This is a genomic window from Pararcticibacter amylolyticus (genome assembly GCF_003130405.1).
GTDB lineage: Bacteria > Bacteroidota > Bacteroidia > Sphingobacteriales > Sphingobacteriaceae > Arcticibacter > Arcticibacter amylolyticus.
In genome coordinates this window covers 161,304-185,973 of the sequence record NZ_QEAS01000010.1, presented here as the reverse complement: position 1 = coordinate 185,973, position 24,670 = coordinate 161,304, and the positions used below count along the sequence as shown (strand labels likewise).

At 45.5% G+C, this 24,670-nt stretch carries 19 protein-coding genes and 2 tRNA genes; 17 read left to right on the top strand and 4 right to left on the bottom strand.

What is annotated here, in order from left to right; translation table 11 throughout:
- The first annotated feature begins 206 nt into the window (after nucleotides 1-206).
- The 5 genes from DDR33_RS13495 to DDR33_RS13475 all read left to right on the top strand — a co-directional run bounded on the left by DDR33_RS13495 (nucleotide 207) and on the right by DDR33_RS13475 (nucleotide 7,672).
- The gene (locus DDR33_RS13495; RefSeq protein ID WP_109416321.1) at nucleotides 207-593 is read left to right on the top strand and encodes a hypothetical protein; all 387 of its coding nucleotides are present in this window, start codon (nucleotides 207-209) and stop codon (nucleotides 591-593) included.
- Between the two features lie 12 nt (nucleotides 594-605).
- Nucleotides 606-1,196 (top strand): RNA polymerase sigma factor, encoded by a 591-nt coding sequence (locus tag DDR33_RS13490; RefSeq protein ID WP_109416320.1) that lies wholly within the window; start codon nucleotides 606-608, stop codon nucleotides 1,194-1,196.
- An 86-nt stretch (nucleotides 1,197-1,282) separates the two neighbouring features.
- Nucleotides 1,283-2,389, top strand: coding sequence for a FecR family protein (locus DDR33_RS13485; protein ID WP_109416319.1), 1,107 nt, complete (start codon nucleotides 1,283-1,285; stop codon nucleotides 2,387-2,389).
- A 258-nt stretch (nucleotides 2,390-2,647) separates the two neighbouring features.
- Nucleotides 2,648-6,298 carry a SusC/RagA family TonB-linked outer membrane protein gene (locus tag DDR33_RS13480; protein ID WP_158280745.1) on the top strand — a complete coding sequence of 1,217 codons (3,651 nt, stop codon included), beginning with the start codon at nucleotides 2,648-2,650 and terminating at the stop codon, nucleotides 6,296-6,298.
- 12 nt (nucleotides 6,299-6,310) lie between these two features.
- Nucleotides 6,311-7,672: a RagB/SusD family nutrient uptake outer membrane protein gene (locus tag DDR33_RS13475; RefSeq protein ID WP_109416317.1), complete on the top strand. Its 1,362-nt coding sequence runs from the start codon at nucleotides 6,311-6,313 to the stop codon at nucleotides 7,670-7,672.
- Nucleotides 7,673-7,730: 58 nt separating this feature from the next.
- Here DDR33_RS13475 and DDR33_RS13470 read toward each other — a convergent pair whose 3' ends face one another.
- Nucleotides 7,731-7,982, bottom strand: a complete 252-nt coding sequence (locus DDR33_RS13470) for a hypothetical protein (protein ID WP_109416316.1) — start codon at nucleotides 7,980-7,982, stop codon at nucleotides 7,731-7,733.
- Nucleotides 7,983-8,188: 206 nt separating this feature from the next.
- Here DDR33_RS13470 and DDR33_RS13465 point away from each other — a divergent pair, with 206 nt between their 5' ends.
- From DDR33_RS13465 to DDR33_RS13420, 9 genes are all read left to right on the top strand, one after another.
- Nucleotides 8,189-9,091: a hypothetical protein gene (locus DDR33_RS13465; RefSeq protein ID WP_146198768.1), complete on the top strand. Its 903-nt coding sequence runs from the start codon at nucleotides 8,189-8,191 to the stop codon at nucleotides 9,089-9,091.
- Between the two features lie 4 nt (nucleotides 9,092-9,095).
- Nucleotides 9,096-10,913 carry an FKBP-type peptidyl-prolyl cis-trans isomerase gene (locus tag DDR33_RS13460; RefSeq protein WP_109416314.1) on the top strand — a complete coding sequence of 606 codons (1,818 nt, stop codon included), beginning with the start codon at nucleotides 9,096-9,098 and terminating at the stop codon, nucleotides 10,911-10,913.
- A 30-nt stretch (nucleotides 10,914-10,943) separates the two neighbouring features.
- The gene (locus DDR33_RS13455) at nucleotides 10,944-11,192 is read left to right on the top strand and encodes a GntR family transcriptional regulator (protein ID WP_109416313.1); all 249 of its coding nucleotides are present in this window, start codon (nucleotides 10,944-10,946) and stop codon (nucleotides 11,190-11,192) included.
- 5 nt (nucleotides 11,193-11,197) lie between these two features.
- A complete protein-coding gene (locus DDR33_RS13450) occupies nucleotides 11,198-11,515 on the top strand; it encodes a hypothetical protein (protein WP_109416312.1) in 318 nt (105 codons plus the stop codon).
- Between the two features lie 1,166 nt (nucleotides 11,516-12,681).
- Nucleotides 12,682-13,653, top strand: coding sequence for a hypothetical protein (locus DDR33_RS13440; protein WP_146198766.1), 972 nt, complete (start codon nucleotides 12,682-12,684; stop codon nucleotides 13,651-13,653).
- A gap of 132 nt (nucleotides 13,654-13,785) precedes the next feature.
- Complete coding sequence (locus tag DDR33_RS13435; RefSeq protein WP_109416309.1) at nucleotides 13,786-15,306, top strand: S8 family serine peptidase; 1,521 nt, start codon at nucleotides 13,786-13,788, stop codon at nucleotides 15,304-15,306.
- 146 nt (nucleotides 15,307-15,452) lie between these two features.
- Nucleotides 15,453-16,397, top strand: a complete 945-nt coding sequence (locus DDR33_RS13430) for an aspartyl protease family protein (RefSeq protein ID WP_158280744.1) — start codon at nucleotides 15,453-15,455, stop codon at nucleotides 16,395-16,397.
- A gap of 256 nt (nucleotides 16,398-16,653) precedes the next feature.
- Nucleotides 16,654-18,852, top strand: coding sequence for an alpha-galactosidase (locus DDR33_RS13425; protein ID WP_202913739.1), 2,199 nt, complete (start codon nucleotides 16,654-16,656; stop codon nucleotides 18,850-18,852).
- Between the two features lie 28 nt (nucleotides 18,853-18,880).
- Nucleotides 18,881-19,465, top strand: a complete 585-nt coding sequence (locus DDR33_RS13420) for a riboflavin synthase (RefSeq protein WP_109416307.1) — start codon at nucleotides 18,881-18,883, stop codon at nucleotides 19,463-19,465.
- Here DDR33_RS13420 and DDR33_RS13415 read toward each other — a convergent pair whose 3' ends face one another.
- Entirely contained in the window at nucleotides 19,466-19,732 is a 267-nt protein-coding gene (locus DDR33_RS13415) for a hypothetical protein (protein ID WP_109416306.1), read from the bottom strand.
- A 241-nt stretch (nucleotides 19,733-19,973) separates the two neighbouring features.
- On the opposite strand from DDR33_RS13415, the gene DDR33_RS25870 reads away from it, so the two are divergent.
- A tRNA-Asp gene (locus DDR33_RS25870) sits at nucleotides 19,974-20,083 on the top strand.
- A 939-nt stretch (nucleotides 20,084-21,022) separates the two neighbouring features.
- Nucleotides 21,023-21,132, top strand: a tRNA-Asp gene (locus tag DDR33_RS25865).
- Between the two features lie 156 nt (nucleotides 21,133-21,288).
- Here DDR33_RS25865 and DDR33_RS13410 read toward each other — a convergent pair.
- Both DDR33_RS13410 and DDR33_RS13405 read right to left on the bottom strand, forming a co-directional pair.
- Nucleotides 21,289-21,969 carry an MCP four helix bundle domain-containing protein gene (locus DDR33_RS13410; RefSeq protein ID WP_109416305.1) on the bottom strand — a complete coding sequence of 227 codons (681 nt, stop codon included), beginning with the start codon at nucleotides 21,967-21,969 and terminating at the stop codon, nucleotides 21,289-21,291.
- Nucleotides 21,970-22,079: 110 nt separating this feature from the next.
- Nucleotides 22,080-22,283: a hypothetical protein gene (locus tag DDR33_RS13405; protein WP_109416304.1), complete on the bottom strand. Its 204-nt coding sequence runs from the start codon at nucleotides 22,281-22,283 to the stop codon at nucleotides 22,080-22,082.
- Nucleotides 22,284-22,454: 171 nt separating this feature from the next.
- Here DDR33_RS13405 and DDR33_RS13400 point away from each other — a divergent pair.
- Nucleotides 22,455-24,670, top strand: a 2,216-nt coding sequence (locus DDR33_RS13400) for a heavy metal translocating P-type ATPase (protein ID WP_109416303.1), incomplete at its 3' end; no start/stop codon positions are given.

The window sequence follows — 24,670 nt, the reverse complement described above, 5'->3', positions numbered from 1 at the left end:
AAAAGTTGAGTTTTTTGATATTTTATGCGTTGTTTAATAAAGAGCCTTCGACCACTTAGGTACTATTTGTAAATCGTCTCAATACGATATTGTAGAGTTCAGAATAAGATCGCTTAGATTAAAATTATTTAAAATCATCATAACGATAAATTCCGACATGGAATTTTAATTTGTTAGATTAACGTTCAAGAGTTTTATAACCGGCCATGAGTGAAATTGACGTGTTTGTGGTGTATTATGGCGAATACGCCCATGTAGACGATATAGAGGGGATATTCGAAACCAGGGAGCAAGTAGAGGAGTTCAGGAAGAGATTTGCTAAAAACAAGAAACTGAATGTAACCACGAAAAAGATGAACCCCCGGTTCTTTTCTGATCCGTTACGGATACCTTTTCTTGTTTGCCTCAGGGACGGTGAACTTCGGCCATCCGGGATCATTCAGCTTACAGGGATAGATGAATGTGCGAAGGCAGGGAGAGGTGAAGTGGAAAGAGAAGAAGACTTCTGGCAAGTATATGTAATGGCTGAAAACAAGAACGCAGCGATTCAGTATGCGCTGAACAAAAGAGAAGCGCTTAGCTTAAAAGAATAGCCGGCAAAATTTATGGTATTATCTTATGAAGGGATCTCAGATGCAGAGCTGACGCTTATGCTGAGAAACGGTGACCACGCTGCCTATACAGAGATTTATAACCGGTACTGGCATGTACTCTATATTCATGCCGCCAGGATGCTGCAGGACCGGGACGAAGCAATGGATGTCGTGCAGGATATTTTCACGACCATCTGGAACCGTTCATCCGACCTTCAGATCTACACTTCCATTAAAACCTATCTGTATGTGTCGGTAAGGAACCAGATACTTAAATTTTTGAGCAGGAGCAAGCTGCACGACAAGTTTGTGAAAGCTATTGCCGAAAATTATCAGGAAGGAATGAACGTGACAGACGAGGCGCTGGCCTTCAACGAATTCTCGAGGCTGATTGAAAAAGAGATTGCCAATTTACCTCCGAGAATGCAGGAGATCTTCCTCAAAAGCCGGGTTGAGGGACTTTCGCACAGGGAAATAGCAGAGGATCTGGGTGTCACGGAACATACTGTGAAGACGACCATTTACAGAACATTGAAGCTGCTTCGTTCAAAGCTCACTACAGTTCCTGCTGTTATTCTGGCTTTCTGGCTGAGCCAGCATTAGAAATTTAAAATAAATTATTCTTCTGGTGTATACTTACAGGCGGTTTACCGCTCCTATATACAAATCACAAAACGGGTTTAACCGGTATGGAAGAAGAAAAGGCAGCGGAACTATTACGGAAGTACACGGATGGGACAGCTTCTCACCATGAGAAAATACTATTCGAAGCCCTTTACAATAAAGTCGCCGAAAGCCAGCCGGTTCTGGAGGAACAGGACTATGAAGCCATTCGTGCTGAGATCTGGCAGCGGCTGCCTGCCCCTCCTGTTAGCAAGAATAAAACAGGCAGGTGGTTGCCATACGCTGCAGTTCTGTTACTGGCTGCATCAGTCATCTATATTTATATTTCATGGTTCAAACCTTTAACCACAGCGGTTGAATATACAAAAGATATTCCTTCAGGGTCTGACAAGGCAGTACTGACCCTTGCAGATGGAACTCAAGTCTACCTCAATAAAACAGGAGCCGGGCATATCGCTCAGCAGCCCGGTTCCAATATTGTTAAATCGAAGGAGGCAATCCTTAAGTATGAAGGATCGGGAGGAGTAGGCAGGGATTTACCGGCATATAATCAGCTTGAGGTTCCCAGAGGAGGGCAATATCAGGTTGTCTTATCAGACGGCACCCGTGTCTGGCTGAACGCTCAAACGACATTGGTTTATCCGGTCGCGTTTCCAGCCGGAAAAACCAGAGAAGTCGTGTTGAATGGAGAAGCCTACTTTGAGGTCGCAAAAGATGCCAGGCGGCCCTTTATTGTGAAAGGCAGCAAGCAGGAGCTAAAAGTCCTTGGTACAAGCTTTAATATAAGCAGTTATTCGGGGGAGGAGACTGTCACTACTTTATTGGATGGCTCGGTACTTATTAACGGGCGAAGTATTTTAAAGCCGAAGGAACAGGGGCGGGTGAGTAATGCGCTTCAAGCTCCCACAATCATCCGGGTAGATCCGACAGAAGCCCTTTCCTGGAAAGAAGGGGTCTTTATTTTCAACGACGAACCTCTCGAAAGCATCATGAACAAGGTATCGAGATGGTATAATGTTGACGTATATTTTGAAACTGATGAGATGAAAGTGAAAACCTTCGGAGGAAGGATTTCCCGTTTTGACAGTCTCTCAGAGATGTTGCGTATGCTGACAAAGGCGGGCAATGTGAAGTTCAGAATCAAAGATCAGAGTGTTTATGTCGTGAAATAAGCGGCTGACGAATATCAACCAAACAATAACAGTTAAATCAATTACAATGAAATCAAAGGAAAGGGGTCCATAACATTGGATATTATCCTGACCGGAAAGAAGACCAGGAATGCTGCGAACATTCCTGATCAGAATCTGATCAGATCATCAAAAGACTGAGAATCCATTTTTTAATCTAAAGCAGAAATTCAAATGTATAAAATTTTTACCGGAGTTTTATGGAGATACCATTGCCGCATATATAAGTTCTTGCTGATTATGAAACTTATAGCAGTGATATTAATTGGTTCATTAATACAGGTAAGCGCCGCCGCTGTTGCCCAGAAAGTGACCATCAGAGAAAATAACATTACCCTGTCCAGATTGTTTAAAGAAATAGGAAAACAGACCGGTTTTAGCGTGGTATGGTCTGATGCGAAAGTGATGAACACGGAGCGGGTAAGTGTGAATCTAAAGAATATTCCTCTCGAAGAAGCCTTGTCAAAAGTATTGGGAACCCAGCCACTGGATTATGAGATTGATGGAAAGACCATCATTATCAAGGAAAAAAGCAAAACAGTACTTGAAAAGATCAGCTCTTTTTTTCAGGGCGATTCCACGCTTTACCATGGTCGTGTTCTCGACGAAAGAGGTGAACCGCTGTCTGGCGCTACCATTAAATTAAAAGGGGCAACCAAAGCTTCTGTTTCAAGAGGGGACGGATATTTTGAAAGGTATGGAACTCCCCGGGGCACAATCATCATTACCTATGTTGGCTATCAGACCCGGGAAATCTCACTGGCAGGGAGAAATCCAGGCGAGCAAATTGTTATTAAGATGCTGCCTGGGCAGAGCCAGTTGGGAGAAGTTACAGTTGTGAGCACGGGATACCAGGATATTCCTAAAGAACGGGCAACCGGGTCTTTTGAGGTGATTACAAAGGAACAGTTACAACACAATACTAATCCGAACCTGCTTAAAAGGCTGGAAGGTATAACGACCGGCATGGATTTCAGAAATGACCTGTATAGGGTTAATTCGAGTGCCCAAAATCCTAATACTAATCCGCCGTTGTTGTCGAGGTTAACTATCCGGGGAAAAAATACCCTCACCAAAGCATCTCCAGGAACGAATACAGATATGAATACAAGCGGCTACCCCTTAGTGGTAATTGACGGCATTCCCAGAGAAAACCCCAGAGATATTGAAATGCTAAACCCTGATGACGTAGAAAGCATCAACGTTCTGAGAGATGCGGCAGCGGCTTCTATCTGGGGGGCACGTGCGGCTAATGGGGTGCTTGTCATAAAGACGAAACAAGGGGCAGTTAACCGGCCTGCACGCTTTACTTTCAGTGGAAATGCCGATATCACAGATAAGTTGGATATGTTTTATAAAAAACGGATGAGTATATCCGACTATGTTGATGCCCAGATCTATTCCTACCAGTACCGGTATCCGGACGTTGTAGGCGAGCCAAATCTTACAAATGCACAGCCTACTTTATCGCCGGTAGCTGAAATTCTTAATTATACCAGAATGATGCGAACTCAGCAGTTAAGTGATAATGAGAAAGCCGCCCTCCGGGCAGATTCTGCGGCTCAGATAGATGCCCTCCGAAGAAATGATCTGCGTAATGATTATTCCCAATATCTGTTAAGAAATGCAGTTAATCAGCGATATAATCTAGCCATTGACGGAGGCACATCTGCACTTGCTTACCGTGTCTCTGCCGGTTACGTAAACTCTGTTGCGAATACCGATGGGTCTGGAGCGAACAGCCTGGCCCTTTCATATAACACGAATGTAAGGCTTTTAAAGAACCTGACTCTTGATGTTAACACGAGTTTGCTGAACTCCAATTCAAAAACTCAGTCTCTAAACAATACGTTGAGTTTAAATAGTATTCAGAAGCCTTTTTACCCTTATTCCAGGCTTGCGGACGATAATGGAAATCCAGTCGAGGTCACTAATTTATACCGGCCCTCCTTCGTTGACCTATTAGAAAATACCTATGGGAATAAGATCCTTTCCATGCGCTGGTTTCCGCTGGAGGATTATAAGGCTGGTTACAATAAAACCAGTTTTTATTCCCTGAACTTAAATGCAACCGCGAATTACCATATTAACGATGCACTAACAGCCGGCCTTACTTATGGATACAACCGGGGATGGAATAGTTATATCAATTTCGATAGTAAAGATTCATACTTTATGCGAGAAAGGATCAACCGTTTTACAGATCCCGGTACGTTTGACAGGCCTATTCCTGTGGGGGGACTATATGTTCCTAATAGCGCTAATTCAGAAAAGCAAATCCTACGGGGGCTGTTTACATTTAACAAAAGCTGGAACGAAAAGCACGCGATTAATGCTGTCGCTGGTTTTGATATTGACCAATACAAGGGCAGGAACTGGAGCGACTTTTATTATGGTTACGATGAAGACAGGCTGAAACAAGATAATGCAGTCCTCCAGTTTAACACGGTTTTTCCTTACCTTTTCGCAGACGAGAATTATACACCTGCCTCTCAAATACCTATTCTCGCAAAAGGATACTATGAAACAATCACCCGGACGTATGATTTATTTTCGAATGTAGCGTATACTTTCCTGCAACGATATTCTCTTTCGGGAAGTGCCAGGAAGGATGCGTCGAGCGCATTTGGCTTAAATACCAACAAAAAAGGGAATCCTTTTTATTCACTTGGTGCGGCCTGGATCATTAATAATGAACCTTTCTATAAACTATCATGGTTACCGTCATTGAAGATACGGACTACATATGGATACAACGGAAATACGAACCCCCGGGTAACCGCCAACCCTTATATCAATAATTACAATCCATATAAGGGGACAAATCAGCTATATTATGCAACGCTTACAACCGATGTTATTACCAATGGTAAGCTACGCCCCGAACGTACGGGAATGTTTAACGCCGGGCTTGATTTTGCTTTTCGGGACAACCGGTTTTCAGGATCGATAGAATATTATGATAAGCAAACTAAGGATTTAATCACTTCTAACCTGGTAGACCCAAGCCTTGGTAAAAACCGGTTAACATTTAATACTGGGGATCTCCACGGATATGGTATTGATGCAAACCTGAATTCTGTGAACCTCCGGACGGAAAAAATGCAATGGACAAGTAGTCTGTATTTTAGTTATAACCGGACGAAGGTTAAAAAATTGTATACGACTGCACCCCAAACGGCTAACAATGCTGTCGGCCCGGGTGTTGCCAATTTTTTCACAGAAGGCTATGATATTAACAGGCTTTTCGCATGGAAGTGGGCCGGGTTGGATCCGGAAACGGGATATCCAAGAGTGTTTTTGAATGGGCAGACGGTAACGGTGACCGGTACTGACAATTCAGTCATCAATATGTTGCATGATGCGCCCATTTCAGAACTGCGTTACATGGGATCGGCAGTGCCGATATATTACGGGTCTTTCCGGAATACATTTACTTATGGTTCATTGATGCTGGCGGTTGGTATCCAGTATAAATTTCATTACTTCGCGCAACGCTCAAACTTCGATATCGCTAATTATTACTATTTACTGCGCTATGATGTCCAGGCTGGTGCTGAATTTGCTAACCGGTGGAAGCAGCGGGGAGATGAAGCTTTCACGAATGTTCCTTCGATGGTTTATGATTCCGGAATGAGTAACCGCGACTCCTTCTATCAGCAGGCCGATATCAATGTCTATAAGGCTGACCATATCCGGCTTCAGGAGGTTCAATTGAACTATACTTTCAAAAACATAGGAAAGAAGGCTTATCTCAAAACTCCCCGGATATTTATGAATGTGAATAATCTCGGGATTATCTGGCGGGCAAATAAGCTTGGCTTAGATCCCGACACGTTCGACTATCCCCAGCCCCGTACCTACAGTTTTGGATTTTCAACCAGTTTTTAAAGGAGGATTGATATGAAACTATATAAATCAGCAATTGTATTTCTAAGCTGTTCTTTTTTCCTGAGTGCGTGCCAGGATTACCTGGATGTAAAACCAAGTACGCAGCAATCCTATATAGAGAGCGCAGAGGATTGTCAGCTTTTACTGGACAATTATTCAGTTATGAATACCGGGTATCCGAGCGATCTCCAGGCATCTTCAGACGATTATTATCTTCTCACCACCCGCCTGGATCAAATGACGCAGGAGGATAAAGAAGTGTTCAGCTGGGTACCATCGGCGCAGCGTCAGCTGGCAGATCCGCAGTGGCAAACCCCTTACTGGATTGTTTATCAGGCGAATCTCATTTTGGAAGCTATTGGGGATTTGCAGGGTACTACCGATGTTGCTGCGCTTAACAATCTACGCGGGTCTGCCCTTTTTTATCGTTCCTATATATTCTGGATGCTTGCCCAGCAGTATACCAAACCCTATTCAGCTGCAACAGCCGGAACTGACCCCGGAATACCACTTCGGGTAACTTCAGATATGAATGATAAATATGGACGGGGGACGGTACAGCAGGTGTACGACCGGATCACCGAAGATCTGAAGGAGGCTGCAGGCTTATTGCCGGATACAGCTGTGGTGTCCTCGCGACCCTCAAAAGTTGCCGCACTTGCGATGCTGGCACGGGTATATCTGACGACCGGCGATTTTCAGAATGCGCTGACGAATGCCAACGCTTCTTTGCAAATAAAAAGCTATCTGAAAGATTTGAATACCGCAAGCACGACTTCCAGTACCCCCTTTAGTCCAAGGTTCACCAATTGGGAGATCCTCTTTCAGGCTGTAATGGCCACCTCGCCGCTATTGGCTCCAGGCTCATCCAGCAATCCATTAACCAGGATCAATCCTGAAATTGTCAATCTCTATGAGGCGGGGGATTTAAGAAAACAGGTGTTTTTGAAAGCGGCATCTGACGGAACTTATCGTTTCACGGGGAATTATGAACCTGTGACCGGAGGGAACATGTTTTGCGGTCTTGCGGTCGACGAAGTCCTTCTTATCCGGGCGGAATGTTATGCCCGTTCCGGAAATACAACGGGGGCCATGAACGACCTGAACACCCTGCTGCGGGCACGTTATACCAATACCGTTCCTTATAGTGATAAGACAGCAACGAGTTCTCAGGACGCACTTAACCAGGTGCTGCAGGAACGAAGGAAGGAATTACTGATGAGAGGTCTGAGGTGGACAGACCTGAGAAGGCTGAACCTTCCGGCAACCAGGCAGACTTATACATATAGTCTTTCAGCCGGAGATCTCCGTTATACGCTTCTGATACCCAGGGAGGTGATCACTCTGGCCGGTATGGAACAGAATCCGAGATAAGTAATATGTATGAAAAGAAATGGAATAACGTAATTCTTTCATTATTCCATTTCTGTATTTATGGTTTCATGTAGACATATTTTTTTGTTCCAAGTGGAACCTGCGGTTGAGAAAGTCCGGTGAGAAGTCCGGCTCCAATATATAATTTTAAATTGTTTGAAATTGCAGATGGGTTTGTCCCATTGTAATCTGCATATATCGCACATACGTTAAATCCCGATACACATAGTGGAGGAACCGGGGAATAAAGATAACTGCCCGGATCCCGGGCAAGGCCTATTCCATTATAGGCATACCAAGCTTTTGCCATAGTTGTGTTGTTTAAAAGTATATAAGACTTTAATTTATGCCTACACTTTCGGGCTTTCGGCTTTTCCCATGCAAGATTCTGACATAGCGAGAATCTGTTGCTAATTTTATAAAGGATGGTATGTTACAGTATGGGTCAAATGTCTCAGAATTTTTTGTATACCATTTCAGCGCTTGCAGCTCTTAACAATATATATTATGATTTTTATGATCCTAAGAACAAGTTATATCCCTGTTATACTTTCCGCTTTGAGTGTGTTTATGTTTTCTTTATGGGCGGATAAAGTACAGGCGCAAGCCGACACTTCCAGCTTTGCTTATCAAAAGCCCCTTTTTGATTTCGATTACCAGAATCCCGTCTTCAAGCTGAGCGAAGGGCAGAAGAGCAATAAGAACATGTTCCTGCGTTATTCCGGTTTTACTGGTTACCGGGAAGGTGTAATGCCCATAAAACGTCAATATGGATTTAATATGGGCACCTTCTACGATGAAGAAACCGGGATGGTCCGTCAAAGCATTTATAATGCCTCCATTATAGAGATGCTGACCTTCGGCTTTGCTGTCAACGGTCTTCCTGATCCGCTTCCCAGTTCGATCATCATTGAGGCTAAAGATCCCTCCGTCTATATGTACAGGCCGGTTTATGGAGATAAGGATCAATGGATGCGTAAAAACGGTTGGTGTTATGAGCTGATGATGCCGATGTCTGCTTTTCGATCCGCCGGCGGGGGGGAATATGTGAAACAAGAAATCATGAGACACTTCAGCCTTCGCTGGGGGGAGGAAAAAAGAAAAGTGAAGGCCCTGTTGCTGGTCAGAACAAATAACGAAGAGAAGTTTAAAACGCGGGGACAGGGCCCGGTCATGAGCGGAGAAGATGGCCGGTTTAATAATGCAGGACTGGAATTTCTGGGTATTCAGATCGAGAAGGCAGGAGGTATGCCACCTTTTGTTGATGAGACCGGGTATAGCGGAACGGTCGATATGGAGCTTGGCGCCATTTCGTATAATGATCTGCCAGCTTTGCGGAAATCGCTAAACTACTATGGCTTGGACCTGAAAGAAGAAGTTCGTGAGCTTAAAATGTATATTCTCAAAGAAATCAGATAAAAACATGACCACATTCGAGATAAAAAGGTGTTTCCAATCATTGCCGTTCGTGGCAAGTCTTCTTTACGGCTTTTTCCTTCAGGGGCAGACGCTGAGTAAAGGTGACCAGCTTCCCGGTTTTTCTATCCCTGCAATCATTCATGGCCCTCAATCGAGCGCCCATACTTCTGAGTTTAAAGATAAACTCCTGATCATCGACTTCTGGTCGACTACTTGCTCCGGCTGTGTAGCGGCCCTTCCTAAGATGGAGGCTCTTCAGAAGGAGTTTGGCAATCAGGTTAAGGTCCTTCCTGTAACCTACGAAACCCGGGAAGTAGTCGACAGCTTCTGGCCAAAGAACCATTATACCCGGGATCTGACAATCCCAACGGTGGTGGAAGACAAACAGTTCCATGCGTGTTTTTCCCACACCGTTATCCCCCATGAAGTATGGGTATACAAAGGAAAGGTAATCGGGATTACAGAGCCCGAATATGTTGACCAGGAGAACATCCGGAAGGTTCTCACCGGCGACATCCCTGACTGGCCCCTAAAGGATGATTACTATCGCCTGGACCTGCAAAATGCCCCTTTGTTTAAACCTGATCCAAACCAGATAGATGTAAGATCGACTTCACTGGAATACTCAGCCATCTGCGATTACCTGGAAGACCAGGGTAGAAGTGCAGGAGGAACCTATGGAATGATGGGCCTGGCCAGGGATTCGGTCAAAAAGACGGTGCGCATCTTTAATATTAATTATCCCATTTTCACTATCTATAATATGTACCTAATGCAGGCAAGTCGGGGAACGAAGCTGGTGAAGCCGGACGGAGTTTCGATAGCGCCTAACGAGATCGTCTGGGACGTAAACGATCCCACGCGCTATATGCCCGAAAACGCAAACTTCACCCCACAGCTTAAAACCGGTTATTATGGTGACTGGTGCCGTCGGAATGCCATCTGCTTTGAAGCGCAGTATCCAGATAAGGGGCAGGACCAGGCGGCCATTGCCCGGGCAGCTATAGCCGACCTTGATCGGTTGCTGGGGCTGAAGGTTCGCTGGGAGAACCTGACAGAAAAAGTATGGGTACTGGTGAAGGGCAAACCAGTAGCCGCTCCCCGAAAAGAAGCCTCAGTTGATGGTCCTCCCATATCAGCGGTTAGCTATTACCTGAACCGCAACCCAAAGAACCCTTACGTGTTCGATGAGAGCGGTGCAGATCCTGACCTGCGGCTGGATATCAAACTGTCGGAAGAAAGTGATCTTCAGGTAGTCCGTAAATCCCTTCAGCGGCTCGGCTTTGATCTGAAGGGGGAGCAGCGGAGGGTAGATAAGCTGATCTTCAGTGAAGTGAAGGGAGGCTTGCTGGTAGATCCGAGAATGGTCAGGACAGCTAAACAAAGAAGGCGGGCACAAAAGGATATGAAGAATCCCTCAGCAGAAGAAAACGCGGCCTTTATGGAGGAAAACAGGAAGAAAGAAGGGGTGGTCAGCCTGCCTTCGGGGCTTCAGTACAAAATTCTCCTTCAGGGCAATGGCATAAGGCCGGGCCTGAACGATAAAGTGAGTGTCTATTATGCCGGTATGCTGGTGAATGGAAAGATCTTTGAAAGCTCGCACGAAGGGGGGATCCCCCTGGAACTGCCGGTTGAAACACTGATCAAAGGCTGGCAGGAGGCTTTGCAACTGATGCCTGAAGGGTCGAAGTGGGTATTATATGTGCCGGCAAACCTGGCCTACGGGGAACATACTAATAATGGCAAACTCCCCCGAAACAGCAACCTGATCTTTGAATTGGAATTGCTAAAAGTGATTAAACCAAACGGGGACAATAAATAGTATAGAGTTTCCCAATATAAATATAGCGTCATGAACTGGTTAAACGACATATTGATTGATTCTGCGTCCCCGGTTCCCAAGTACCTTCAGCTGGCCGATGCCATTACGGTGCGTGTGCACGCTGGAAGGATCAGGAAAAATGAAGTACTTCCTTCATTGCATAACTGTTGCGTAGAACTTGAACTTTCAAAAAAGACGGTCGAAAAAGCTTATAATACTCTGAAGACAAGGGGGATTGCCGGTTCTTTTAAAGGGAAAGGGTATTATATTTCCGGGTAACAGGGATGGGGATTGATAATGAAGAATTTAGTGCTATTTTTGAGAGAGAAGTTGAAGAACTAACAGAAAGGGCAAACACTATGGGAATTGAACAACTGTTGCTGGAAAGGGCTGAAAAACAGGGCGAAAAGAAAGGAGCTTTGAAGGAAAGAGCGAGGATTGAGCGGTTGCTGGCAGAGGAACGTGCCAAAGCAGAAGCTGAACGTGTCAAAGCAGAAGCCGAAAAGAGATCTGCTGCTTTGAAGATGAAGGATAGTGGCTTTAGCAATGAAATGATCTCAGATATCCTTGGACTTTCTGACGACGAAATAGGGAAGTTATAAATTAAATATTTAAAGGTCTTTGCAGCCCTCATCGGCAGCCATCCTGTTAAATCTCATAAAATGGTGCTGAATGTGTTTGCACTGAACAATATCCTAACCCGGTAACCTCGAAGAGGAACTTCTTTTTGTAATTCGTGGCATACCGGTCGGCTGTGTTGTCATTTTTGTTAGTTTCTGCATCGCCGGAACAGATCGTTTGGTAATGCGTAAAAGAAAAATAAATTCATTCAGATGTTCTGTTCTTCAGTATGAATGCAGAATAAACTTAGCACCCATAAAGATGAATGTATCCCAGCGAAAAAAAATCACTGGGGATACCTGTGTTAAGGCTTCATATAAACGAATTTCTTTGACCCGGGAGGTGTTTGCGGCTGTGGCAGTCCGGTAACACGCCCGGCAGCAATATACAGTCTTAAATTATTTGAGATTGACGCCGGGAGTGATCCTGAATATTCTGCGTACACTGCACATAAATCCCATCCTGCTGTACACAAAGGAGGTACAGGTGAGTAAATATAACTGCCCGAATCGCGAGCGAGGCCTATTCCATTATAGGCATACCAGGTTCTTGCCATAGCTAAGTTCTTTTTTGAAAGTATATTCATACTTCGGTTCAAGCCAGCTCTTCGGGGGGCGGCATTTCCCATACAGTTCTGATCCATTGAACTGTATGACGAATTTACTATAACGATGAACTGGTAATGGGGACAAAAGTCTCAAAATTGCTATCGCAATCATCTGTCATTGCCAAACTAGTTAGGAGTACTTAAAGGTTCCAACTAAGGATGTCGGCCTGTGTGATGGAAGTCTTACATACAAGGGGGCGTGGGAATAGGTTCTTACCATTCGATACTCATATTCAGCTCATCCTCCGATCACTTCCCGGTCAGATCATAAATGTTGCCTCTCATCTCCCTCTTATGTACCGCATAGAAGCCGCCTTTTTCGTAACAAAGGCGGCCTCTGTACGGCGCATAGCCTGTAGACCTTCGGCTTTATTCAGAATTCATCTAAATCACAATCAGCGCTTGATCCCTACCTTTGAATATCCCAACTTTACTCTCAAAGCCGGCAGCACCGGCGCCCCTGACCCTCCAGGAACCTCCATCAGAGAACGTGATCCTCCCGGGCCTCCGACGCTTCTGCAGCCACAAAAGACAAACTATATGGCAATATTAGAAAGAAATGGTGCCCTGCACGGAACGGCGGGAACCGTAGTGTTCCGCAGGTTCCGGAACAGTACGGTGGTGCAGGGCCTTCCCAAACGAAAGAAAAAGCAAACCCCGGCCAGCCAGGCCAGTGCCGGGGAGTTCGGGGTGGCCAGCACAGCGGCAGCCGCTATCCGCCTGGTCCTGCGCTCGGTGTTCCGCAACCGGCATGACGGGGCCATGGTGAACCGCTTCAACAGCGCCGTCTACCAGAGTATCTTAAGGAGTAAAACAGCCCTGCGGGGTGCCCGCGACCTTCACGACGGCGATCTGAGCTGCCTGGAAGGTTTCGAGTTCAATGCGGGCAGTCCGCTCCGGGAAGCGCTGAAGGTGAGGCCTTCGGTGTCGCTGACCAGCGGGGGAAAGGTCCGCGTGCAGATGGACGGATGGGGCAAGCTTAGCGGGCTGAAGATCCCTTCTGCGGTAAAAGAGGCGACCGACAGCTACCGGCTGCGCTTCCTGGTCACGGCCCTGAATTTCCGCAGTGAGTTCTATGAGTATGTGGCGGTAAAGGATGTGACGGTGACGGACTGGAAGGATATGGAGGCACTGGACTTTGAAATGGATGGGACGATCCCCCAGGGGTGTATGGTGCTGGTGACGGCCTCGCTGGACTGCCTGGGGATTAGTGATACGGGTGCAGGGGGCGGCCTGGTCAACACGCCTTCGTTCAGCCCTGCTGCGATTCTGGCGGCTTTCAGGACAACGGAGCCTCTTTCGCTGGAGGAGCCTCTGAAAGCCAGGAAAGAGGCCGGGGGGCGTCACCCGGGCTTGTGCTATGCAGGGAATGAGTTGCTGGAAAAGATGGCTAAAGGGGCGGAAAAGATGAGGGCCAGGGAGAAAAGGGGCAGCCGGAGGGTGCGGGCAGATGGGATAGCGGGAAGTGATGGGGAGATGCCTTTTGTTCTGGGAAAGAGGTTTTCTCTTTAGAGGAGGTTTCTCTTTAAAAACGGTTTTCTGTTTAAAGAAAGGGGATGGAAAGAAGGGTGGGGAAAGTGAAGGAAAGTTAATCCGTTTTTAAATACGAAGTTTGTCTTGAAAAGGCAAATTAACGTATAACAAATGAACCCGAATAAACTCATTATTCTGCTTGGGTGCTGTTTCCTTACATCTGCTGCTATTTCTCAGCAGAAAGAAAAACCGGGGCCGGACTGGCAGCTGAAAGACCTGAAAGCTGACGGAGTCTTCGGCGTCAGCATGGAGAAGACCTATAAGGAGATCATCAAAAAGAAAAAGCTTCCTCAGGTATGCGTGGCTGTCATTGACGGCGGCATCGATATTGAACATGAAGATCTTAAGAACGTAATCTGGACGAATCCCCGGGAAATACCTGCGAATAATAAGGACGATGACAGCAATGGCTTCGTGGACGATATTCATGGCTGGAACTTTTTTGGTACCATGACTGAGGGGGATCCGGAATATGACATCAGGCAGCTTGTACAGCAAATTGCCGCAGCGAGGTCTGCAGGCAGCGACTTTGCTGATCTGCAGCAGAAACTTGACCTGCTCCTTCGCCCGGAAAGAGAAAAATTGAAAGCGGCGCAGAACGATAAAGCGGCGCTTGAAGAAGTGATCCGCAGGATCGGTAAAGCAGAACCCACACAGCAGGACTTCCGCGATTTTATTCCTAAGAATGAAGCGGAACTGAATGCCATGAAAGACATGGTATATGGAATGAAGAACATCGGGCAGAACTACCTGGAATACAGGAAGTATTTCCTCGGCCGTCTCGTCTACCAGTACCAGATGCACCTTGATTATTATCTCAACCAGGATTACGACATGAAAACCAGCGGTCCTGCCTCTTTTCACGGTACCCACATTGCGGGTATCCTGGCCGCAGAACGTAATAATGGAAAAGGGATCAATGGCATGGCTTCTGTCGCGCGGATTATGCCGGTCCGCGGTATTGCCGGGATTGATCCTGCAGGCCCTAAAGACGCAGAGATGCAGCTGGTGATGGCAGGGCAGGAGGGCTCGAAGAGCAATAGCTCCCTCGTGCAATCCATCCGGTATGCGGTTGACAATGGAGCAAAGGTGATCAACATGAGCCTGGGACAGAAGCAGTCGCTCCTTTCCGGCAAACTGCTTGAGGCCGTAAACTATGCACTGTCAAAAGATGTACTCATTGTACATGCCGCAGGAAACCAGGGCATGGATCTGGACAAAGCCATGAAAGAGAGGGCCGAAGGGCCTGAGGATAGCGGTAAAGAAAAGCCGGTTCCTGATCCTGCCAACTGGATTGAAGTGGCGGCCAGTGGCTGGAAAAATGAGAATCCGCTTGCTGCTTCTTTTTCTAATTATGGAAAGAACACCGTGCATGTATTCGCTCCGGGCGTTGAGATGTATTCGACAGAACCGCGTTCCGGGTATGGTACGGAGATGGGAACGAGCCAGGCTGCTCCGGTTGTCGCCGGACTGGCCGTGATGCTGAAGGCATATTACCCCAGGCTGACAGCTCCGCAGCTGAAAGAGATCATCATGAAATCGGTTATACCTGCTGAACCGCTGAAAGGCAAATGCATTACCGGCGGGGTAGTCAATGCGTACCAGGCGTTTAAACTGGCAAAAAAATATTAATGATCTGCTAATAGTACAAATATCATCGCTGTTTGATGTTGCTACGCATGCAGGAAGGCGCAGATAATGTTCTGCGCCTCCTGATGCAATTTGCGTTTTGCTATTCCGGCTTTGTAACACACATATACACGCACATACTCTTTTTCATGAAAAGACATCTCATTATCTTCATTTCCCTCGTTCTGCTTTGCGGAAAAGGATTTTCCCAGGTTGCTATTGTCCCTTTTGAATTCGGTGCCAGTAAACATATTTTTATAAAAGTGGGAGTAGGCAGCAATGACTCTCTGCGGTTTGTATTCGACAGCGGATGTACCGGGGCGAATATCGATTCGATGGCTGCTGTCAGGGCAGGGATCAGCCTCCAGGATCTGCAGCGGGTGCAGGTAGGGGGCTTCGGCGGCTCGCAAACTTTATTTATGGCCCTTCACCAGGACCTGAGGATCGGCAGGCTGAATATAAATGATATCGGGCTTGTTCTTTCTGATCTCTCAGGTATCTCTAAAGCGATCGGGACAAAGCTGGATGGGATTGTCGGTTATGAGGTTCTCATGAAATATGTCACAAAGCTTGATTTTGAAAAAAGACAGATCAGCTTTTATAACAGTATTGCCGAAACCGATACCGCCGGATTTAAGGGGATCTCCTTCGGTTTTTATAAAGGAGTACAGATCCCGCGGTTCCCCATCAGTATCACGATGAATAATGGAGAAACGGTTACCGGCAGGGCGATGTTTGATACCGGAAACGGAGGGACACTTACCATTAGCGCGCCCTTTGCAAAATTTCATAACCTGGCTGCGAAAGCAGGCAAAGCTATGGAAAGAAAAGGGTACGGTGTTATGCCTGCTCCTGAATTGATCCTGGTAATAAAGAATATGGACTACAGTGGTTTTAGTTTTGGAAAGATGGCCGTGACCATGACGCTCAACGAGCAGGCAGAACCCAAAGACGGATACCTGGGGATTGTGGGGATCGACGTGATCAGGCGATTTAATGTGATAATGGATTATGGCAATCAGAAAATATGGCTTAAGCCTAATTCAAATTACAGGAGCTCTTTTTATTTTCCGCCGGGGACGGAAAGCTGGTAAGCTGTAATGGAATGCCGTATAATTTGCCAATTGTCCTATATTATTGGATGAAGTTATTTTAATTTTATAGTGCCTCTTTTGAATACATGCAGTACAGTTATTAGGTGTCAGGTTGGCTGTACGGTGCAGAATTTGAAGGAGGCCAATTTTGTCTTTCGACGTATACCAATTATAAGTTCATAGCTCATATAAATGTCCTGTTTCATCAGGAGGATTGCTGAAACAAGAGAATATGTGCTAATTCTGATCTAAAAAAATGAATATTCTGAAAAGGGGATTTTTACTGATAATCTTTATCAGTGTTTCGGCCATGGGGTTTAGTCAGGTACTGCCGGTTTGGAACGACAGCTTGAATAACGTGGTACAAAATGACTGGCTGGTGAAACCTGTTGATGTTAAGTCTGGTGTGTTTAAAAGTGCCGATGGAAGGGACCTTATACTGTATAACGGCCTGGTAAAACGGACATTCAGGATTACCCCTAATCTGGCCTGTACCGACTACAGGAACCTGAGAACGGGAAGGCAGCTGATCAGGGCAGTAAGCGAGGAAGCGCGTATCCGCATTAATGGAAAGGAGTATGCGGTGGGAGGTTTGCACGGGCAAAAGGAGAAAGCATACCTGATGAAAGACTGGGCCGGTCACTTTACGGCCGGAGCCGGGGATTTTTGTTATACGGGCTATTCTGTAAAACCGGTTGAACCTTTTATTAAATGGGACTCCAGTCGGTTTTGGGCAATGAACAGGACCGGGGGAAGGGGCACTGCAGTTTCGTTCTTCTTCAGCCCGGAGGATGATGCGCTAAGAGGACTCCAGGTCACCGTTAAATACGAACTCTACGATGGCATTCCCCTTATTGTCAAATCTGTTTCTTTGGTAAACCGCGGCAAAAGGGTCCTGAAAATTGAGAGGCTCGTCAGCGAAGTTCTTGCAATGGCTGAGGAAGAAAGCGCTATTGGTAAGGACGGGCCAATAACGACGCCGAAGGGGCTTTATATCGAATCGAATTATGCGTTCAATAACGCCATGAGCTATCCTTACAGCGATCAGACAACACATTGGACAACCGACTCCACATATACATCGCAGGTGAGCTACTGGTTAAAAAATCCCTGCAAGCTTGAAGTATATCCGGCAGAGGTTACCGGCATAGACATGCTTCCCGGCGATACCCTCAACTCGGTACGTACTCATGAATTACTAATGGATGGGTACGACCGGGAAATGAGGGGACTTGCTGTGCGGAAGATGTACCGGGTAGTCGCGCCATGGGTGACGGCTAACCCGATCTTTATGCACCTGGTGAGCAGAAACGATGAACAGGTGATGACGGCGATTGACCAATGTGCTGCAACGGGGTATGAAGCACTGATCATCAGTTTTGGCAGTCACCTGAGGATGGAGGATACTAGTCGTGTTAATTTGCAGAGGTGGAAAGCCATTGCTGATTACGCACACGGAAAGGGCATCAGGATCGGCTGTTATTCTTTGTTCAGTTCGAGAAGCATCAGTCCGGAGGACGATGTGATCGATCCGAAAACGGGCAAACCTAATGCGCATGCCTTTTTTGAGAAAGCGCCCTGTTTCGGGAGCCGGTGGGGACTCTGGTACCGGGATAACATTAAAAACTTTTTCATAAAGACGGGCTTTGATATTTGGGAGAATGATGGCCCTTACCCCGGGGACTTATGTGCTTCTACCACCCATCCCGGGCATAAGAATGTGGATGACTCGCAATGGCGGCAGATGAACATTCAGAAGGAACTTTATCACTGGCTCAATGAACGGGGTGTCTATATCAATTCGCCCGACTGGTACTTTCTCGACGGAAGTCATAAAATCGCTATGGGGTATAAGGAAGTGAACTTCAAACTTCCGCGGGAGAACCAGAAGATCCTTAACCGGCAGAATATATTCGACGGTACCTGGGAGAAGACCCCCTCTATGGGATGGGGATTTGTACCTCTTACGGAGTATGGGGGCGGCGGACCGGAATCGGTGATTGAACCGTTATCAGAACATCTTAAGGACTATGAGCAACTAATGGTTCAGTACTACGGTGCGGGCATTCAGGCATGCTACCGTGGACCAAGATTATACGATACGGAGGAAACAAAGCAAATGGTAGCCAGCGTGATCAGCTGGTATAAAAAATACAGGCAAATTCTTAACTCGGATATTATTCATTTGCGCAGAGCTGATGGCCGGGATTGGGATGGCTTTCTGCATGTTAATCCTTCTTTGAAAGAAAAGGGGCTGATAATGATGTTTAATCCTACGAAAGAAAAGGTTGAACGGACGGTTAAAATTCCTTTATACTATTCGGGTCTGTCTGAGACTGCTTCGGTACGTGAAAAGGAAGGACGTCCTGTAGTTTATAAGTTAAACAGAGACTATACTATAGATCTTACCTTTACCCTGGAAGCTGAAGGGTATACCTGGTTTGTAATGGAATAAATTGGTCTTTTCTCCGTAGCTTTGCGTCATGTTTACTGGTATTATTGAAGCAGCAGGAGTGGTAAGTGCGCTGAGAAAGGAAGGTGGAAACCTGCATATTTCTATTTCGTCGCCGGTGTCGGGCGAACTTAAAATTGATCAGTCCGTCGCTCACAACGGGGTTTGCCTCACAGTTGTGGCATTGAATGATCACAGTCACACTGTGACTGCCATCGAAGAAACTCTGTCGAAATCCAACCTGGGCAGCCTGAAAGAAGGTGATTTAGTGAACCTGGAAAGATGCATGCTGATGAACGGCAGGCTCGACGGCCATATCGTACAGGGGCATGTGGATCAGACTGCTGTCTGCGCTGACCTGAAAGAAATGGACGGAAGCTGGATGTTTACCTTTCAGTATGATCCTTCAGTGGGTAATATTACTGTAGAAAAGGGTTCCATTACTGTTAATGGTGTAAGTCTGACAGTGGTGAATTCGCAGGATGACCGCTTCTTAGTGGCTATTATTCCTTATACGTTTGAGCATACCAATTTCCGGCATATCAAACCAGGCATTACCGTGAACCTGGAGTTTGATATTATCGGAAAGTACGTGGCAAAGTTATTCAGGAGATAGTTATTTACTGCTTTTGCTGATCTCGTCAAGCCTGACACGGGCATAGTCCAGATACTGTTTGTTGTTTGTGGCTTTGCTTGCTGACGCAGAGCTGATGAACTTTTTGAAATAGGTTGCAGCTTTCTTTTTATCCTTCAGCGTCTGGTCGTATAGATTAGCAATCATATAGTAAGTGAAACCGTCTTCCTCATACTGCAGGCTTTTTAAATAGGAGGCCAAAGCTCCTTTGTATTGTGACACCTTTTCCTGCGAATCTCCTGTCTCCATAAAGTAATTGCCTATGTTGGGTGAGAAATCCCTTTTATTTCGTGATTTTTTAATTGACCTGTGATTAATAATTTGTTAATCGGGAATGTTTTTTTTGATGTGTTTTTAATAAATTATTAATATAATGTCTGTTTGTTGTTATTGTAATAAAAATAAACTTTTTTATTTATAATATTTGCAAATTATGCCACACTGCCTTATCTTTGTATCAACAAGTTCTTTAAAAGACAACGTTAAATACTGTAGGGTGGTGAAATTGGCAGACACACCTCCTTGTCTCGGTGGCGGAGAATATGGGAAATCCGGAAACGGCCTAACCACTCCTTGAAGGTTCGATTCCTTCCCCTACAGCTCCTTTCATATAATTTAGGTTTATAATTGGTTAGTTTGAGCTCTCGCCCATCGGGAGCTTTTTTTATTTTCCTAAAATTTCAATTTGTGATAAATTCGATATTGGCTAGTTTGGGAAAAGTTTAGTAAAATGCATTTTGTTATATTTGTATTATAGCACGTAAAAGTAACAAAAGAAATATTTCTAAGGGTGAGCGTTTGGGCTGGACCCCATAGAAGAAGTACGTCCTGTTCGGTTGACAGTTGAAGAAATACGGGACTGTCGTATTACGCCTTCCCATCATACGGACAAACAAATCGCGGCTGAGATGCCGGGATATCTGATTCCTTGATATTTTTATCACCTGGTTATCCGCTTAAATTTATTCAAAAGCAGCCATGCAGGGATGCCAGTTCTCATTTATTTACACTAATTTACAAATTTCATTCGCCTGTAACTCATATCACTATATCCTGAGAGCTGAGTATCATGAAGAACAAGTGTTCGCATAAAGTTCTATGCACAGAAGGATAGCAAGAGTGATTTTAAATATTCGCATATTATTAATAAGGGCGACGTTTATAATATCCTCATAACTTGCCTTACATCGTCCCTTTAATCCTTGAAGAATATCCTGGTGCATCATTTGGCTTTATTGGAGCGCAAACGGTAGATCCAGTTTCAAAGGGATGTTTGCTGATACCTACGAAATTCTTTTAGATGTATAGACGCGCCTGTAAACTAAGTTGTTTGCTAATAGATAAATGAAGAATAGTGATCACATAAAAGTGAAGGCGAGTAGGTGGAATACAGACTCTGGGATTGTTAATTCCGTATTAAACTACTGTAAAGTCTGACGGAATAATAATTTTTAACTTTTTTTGTTAAAATATTTGCAAAATAAAAATTCTCGCCTTATCTTTGTATCAACAAGTTCTTTAAAAGACAACGTTAAATACTGTAGGGTGGTGAAACAGGCAGACACACCTCCTTGTCCCGGTGGCGGAGAATATGGGAAACCCGGAAACGGGCTAACTTCTCCTTGAAGGTTCGATTCCTTCTCCTACAGCTCCTTTCATATAATTTAGGTTTATAATTGGTTAGTTTGAGCTCTCGCCCATCGGGAGCTTTTTTTATTTTATACCAATATGTTTTTCACAGGCAGATGCAGTGGCTGTAAAGATGCAGGGTCTGTAAATCGAAAACTTCTTAGTTAAAAAACTCCTTAATTTAAATGGTAATTTTGCTCTGGTTTGCTGCTTATCCTGGAGGCAAATACAAGAGAGATGACCACCAGGCCTGTTACGATAGAAAGGATGATCTGGAGGTTTGATATCATGGAAGATGAAGCTACTTTGCCGTTGGAATCTTTAATCAGCTGGCTTCCTACGTTCGTTTGCACTCTTGTTAACAGTGCAAGTTGCCGTATTCCATCCTGAAGGTTATTCCTTCCTTTGGATTCGTATAAAGCTAATGCGGCTTTTTTCGATTCCCTGTTGCTTAACGTAAGGATATCAGCTTCAAGGCGGTTGTAACTCAATACCGTGTTTTTCAGATTTTTCAGATAACGGGATTCTTCGTCCACGAGATACGTTTTCTCAAATCTTGTGATCAGCTCGCTGATTTCCTGGTTATGCTTATCCAGTTGTGCCTGAACTTCTCCCAGGTTGCTCTTATTGGTCAGCAGGAATTGTTCCAGCAAAAAGCGCTTGCCGTACAAATGTTCTGAAAGATAGAAAATGTCGGTTGCAGGAACCAGCCTGTCATTGTAGATAGATGTAACCGACTTGTTGATGTCTGCCATATTCTTCCTTTCAAGGAATGAAAAAATGACAATCATTAACATAATTCCGAATAATATTGCAGCTGCTTTTATTTTCTGCTGGATGGCAAATGTCCAATTCATGATCTTTCCTCCGTTATCCTGGCTTTGTAGTTCTTATTATAACACCTTTTGTTAAGGTATTGTTATATAAAGATACAAAAGCTTTCCCGGATTTCAGTGAAAATCAACGACTAAAGAGAACTTAGTTCGTTTACCTGGAAGACTGTCCAGCCTTCTGCTTTCCGGAGGAAGGTAACTACATAGGTATGTGCAATCCCGTTATCGTCGTCCAGGTCGACAGCAATATCCACTTTATCATCGGTACTGTCCGGGGCCGCGCTCTTCTTTGTCTCTGCTGCGGCGATAATTTCTTCGTCTGTGTGTGCCTTTTTCATAGATCTGTATGGGATATAAACTTCAATTATTCATAAAGGTTTACAGGATATTTATGTGGGGGGAAAGGCGATCGGCAAAAATGCAGGATTATATAAACCTTTTCAGGAATTGTGTAACAAAATAAGCAGTTGCCCGACGGATATTTGTACCTGTCAACAAATACGAATAAGATGAGTACTGTAAAAGAAAATTATCCTGTAACTGGTTTAAGCTGTGCTTCCTGTGCAAGCAGTGCCGAAACTATTCTGAAAGCGCAGAAAGGAGTTCTGTATGCAGGAGTGAATTTCGCTAATAATACGGCTACTGTAGAATTTGATCCGGCAGAAACGGCTCCTGAATTACTGAAGGCAGCGGTTCAGTCTGTCGGCTATGATATCATCATCGAAAAAAATGATACAGTTGCAGACGATCTTGAACAAAAGCGGGCAGATGAGCATGCGAAGCTTAAAGCTGAGGTGGCCTGGTCGGTGTTCTTCTCCCTGCCACTTGTGGTGATCGGTATGTTTTTTATGCATATGCCCTATGGTAATTATATTATGTGGCTGCTGGCTTCACCTGTTGTACTGGTTTTCGGAAGGCGTTTTTTCAGAAATGCGTGGAAGCAGGCACAGCATGGAACTGCAAATATGGATACGTTGGTTGCCCTGAGTACCGGCATTGCTTATTTATTCAGTGCGTTCAATACGCTCTATCCGGGTTTCTGGACGTCAAGGGGACTGGATGCCCATGTGTATTTTGAAGCAGCTTCTGTAGTAGTTACCTTCATTCTCCTGGGAAGGCTGCTGGAAGATAACGCGAAAGCGAATACATCGGCAGCGATTAGAAAATTAATGGGGCTTCAGCCGAAAGAGGTCATCCGAATCGGTCATGCGGGAGAGCAGGAAATTATCCCGCTTTCGGAAGTGAGGACCGGAGATCTGCTGCTGATAAAACCCGGGGATAAGATCCCGGTGGATGGTGAGCTTGTTTCGGGTAGTTCTTATGTCGATGAAAGCATGATCTCAGGCGAACCCATCCCGGTAATAAAGGAAAAAGGCTCCGAAGTGCTGGCTGGAACGATCAACCAAAAGGGGAGTTTCCAGTTTACGGCGAAGAAAGTCGGGAAAGATACCTTACTGGCCCATATTATTCAGATGGTTCAGAATGCCCAGGGAAGCAAGGCGCCCGTTCAGAAGCTTGTTGATAAAATCGCAGGGATATTTGTCCCGGTAGTGATGGGCATTGCGCTTCTCAGTTTTATTTGCTGGATACTGCTGGGAGGGGAGAACGGGTTTACCCAGGGTTTACTTGCTATGGTAACGGTGCTCGTCATCGCCTGTCCGTGTGCGCTTGGCCTCGCTACTCCAACAGCTATTATGGTTGGAGTGGGAAAAGGAGCTGAAAACGGAATCCTGATAAAGGATGCTGAAAGTCTTGAACTGGCAAAAGATATTAATGCGGTTGTGCTTGATAAGACCGGTACCATCACGGAAGGGCGGCCTGAAGTGATTGCTGTTACCTGGCTTCCGGATGCTGACCGCGATCAGCTCGCGCCCTTGCTGCATAGTTTGGAAGCGAGTTCTGAGCACCCGTTGGCCGAGGCGGTGACTGCGTATCTGAAAGTAAAAGGGGTAGGGCAGGTATCTTCTGATTCTTTCCGGAGCCTGACGGGAAAAGGTGTGGAAGGCTCTTTTTCGGGCCGCTCTTATTATGCGGGAAGCAGAAAGATGCTCACAGAGAATGCTGTCAATGTAAGTGTGTTCCTGGAGGATGTAGCGCGCAACTGGCTTAAGGAAGCATATACCGTCATCTGGTTTGCCGATGAGGAGCGGGCTCTTGCTGCGATTGCTATTTCGGATAATATAAAACCGTCTTCTGCTGAGGCTGTGAGACAGTTGAAGAAAGCAGGAATAGAAGTGTATATGCTGACTGGAGATAATGAGCAAACGGCCGCTGTAATGGCAGAAAAGGCAGGCATCGCTGAGTATCGTGCAGAAGTGCTTCCCGATGACAAAGCTTCTTTCGTAAAGGCTCTTCAGGCTCAGGGAAAGAAAGTGGCCATGGTGGGTGACGGTATTAATGACAGCCATGCACTGGCTCTTGCTGATGTAAGTATTGCAATGGGGAAAGGAACTGATATTGCGATGGACGTGGCAAAGATCACCCTGATGTCTTCAGATCTTCTTAAAATACCGGCAGCTATTTGTCTTTCCCGTAAAACGACGTCTGTTATTAAACAAAATCTCTTCTGGGCTTTTATTTATAATGTGATCGGGATCCCTTTGGCGGCGGGTTTGTTTTATCCTGTTAACGGATTCCTGCTCAACCCGATGATCGCCGGTGCTGCTATGGCGTTAAGCAGTGTGAGTGTGGTGAGTAACAGTCTGAGGTTGAGGCTCACGAGGGG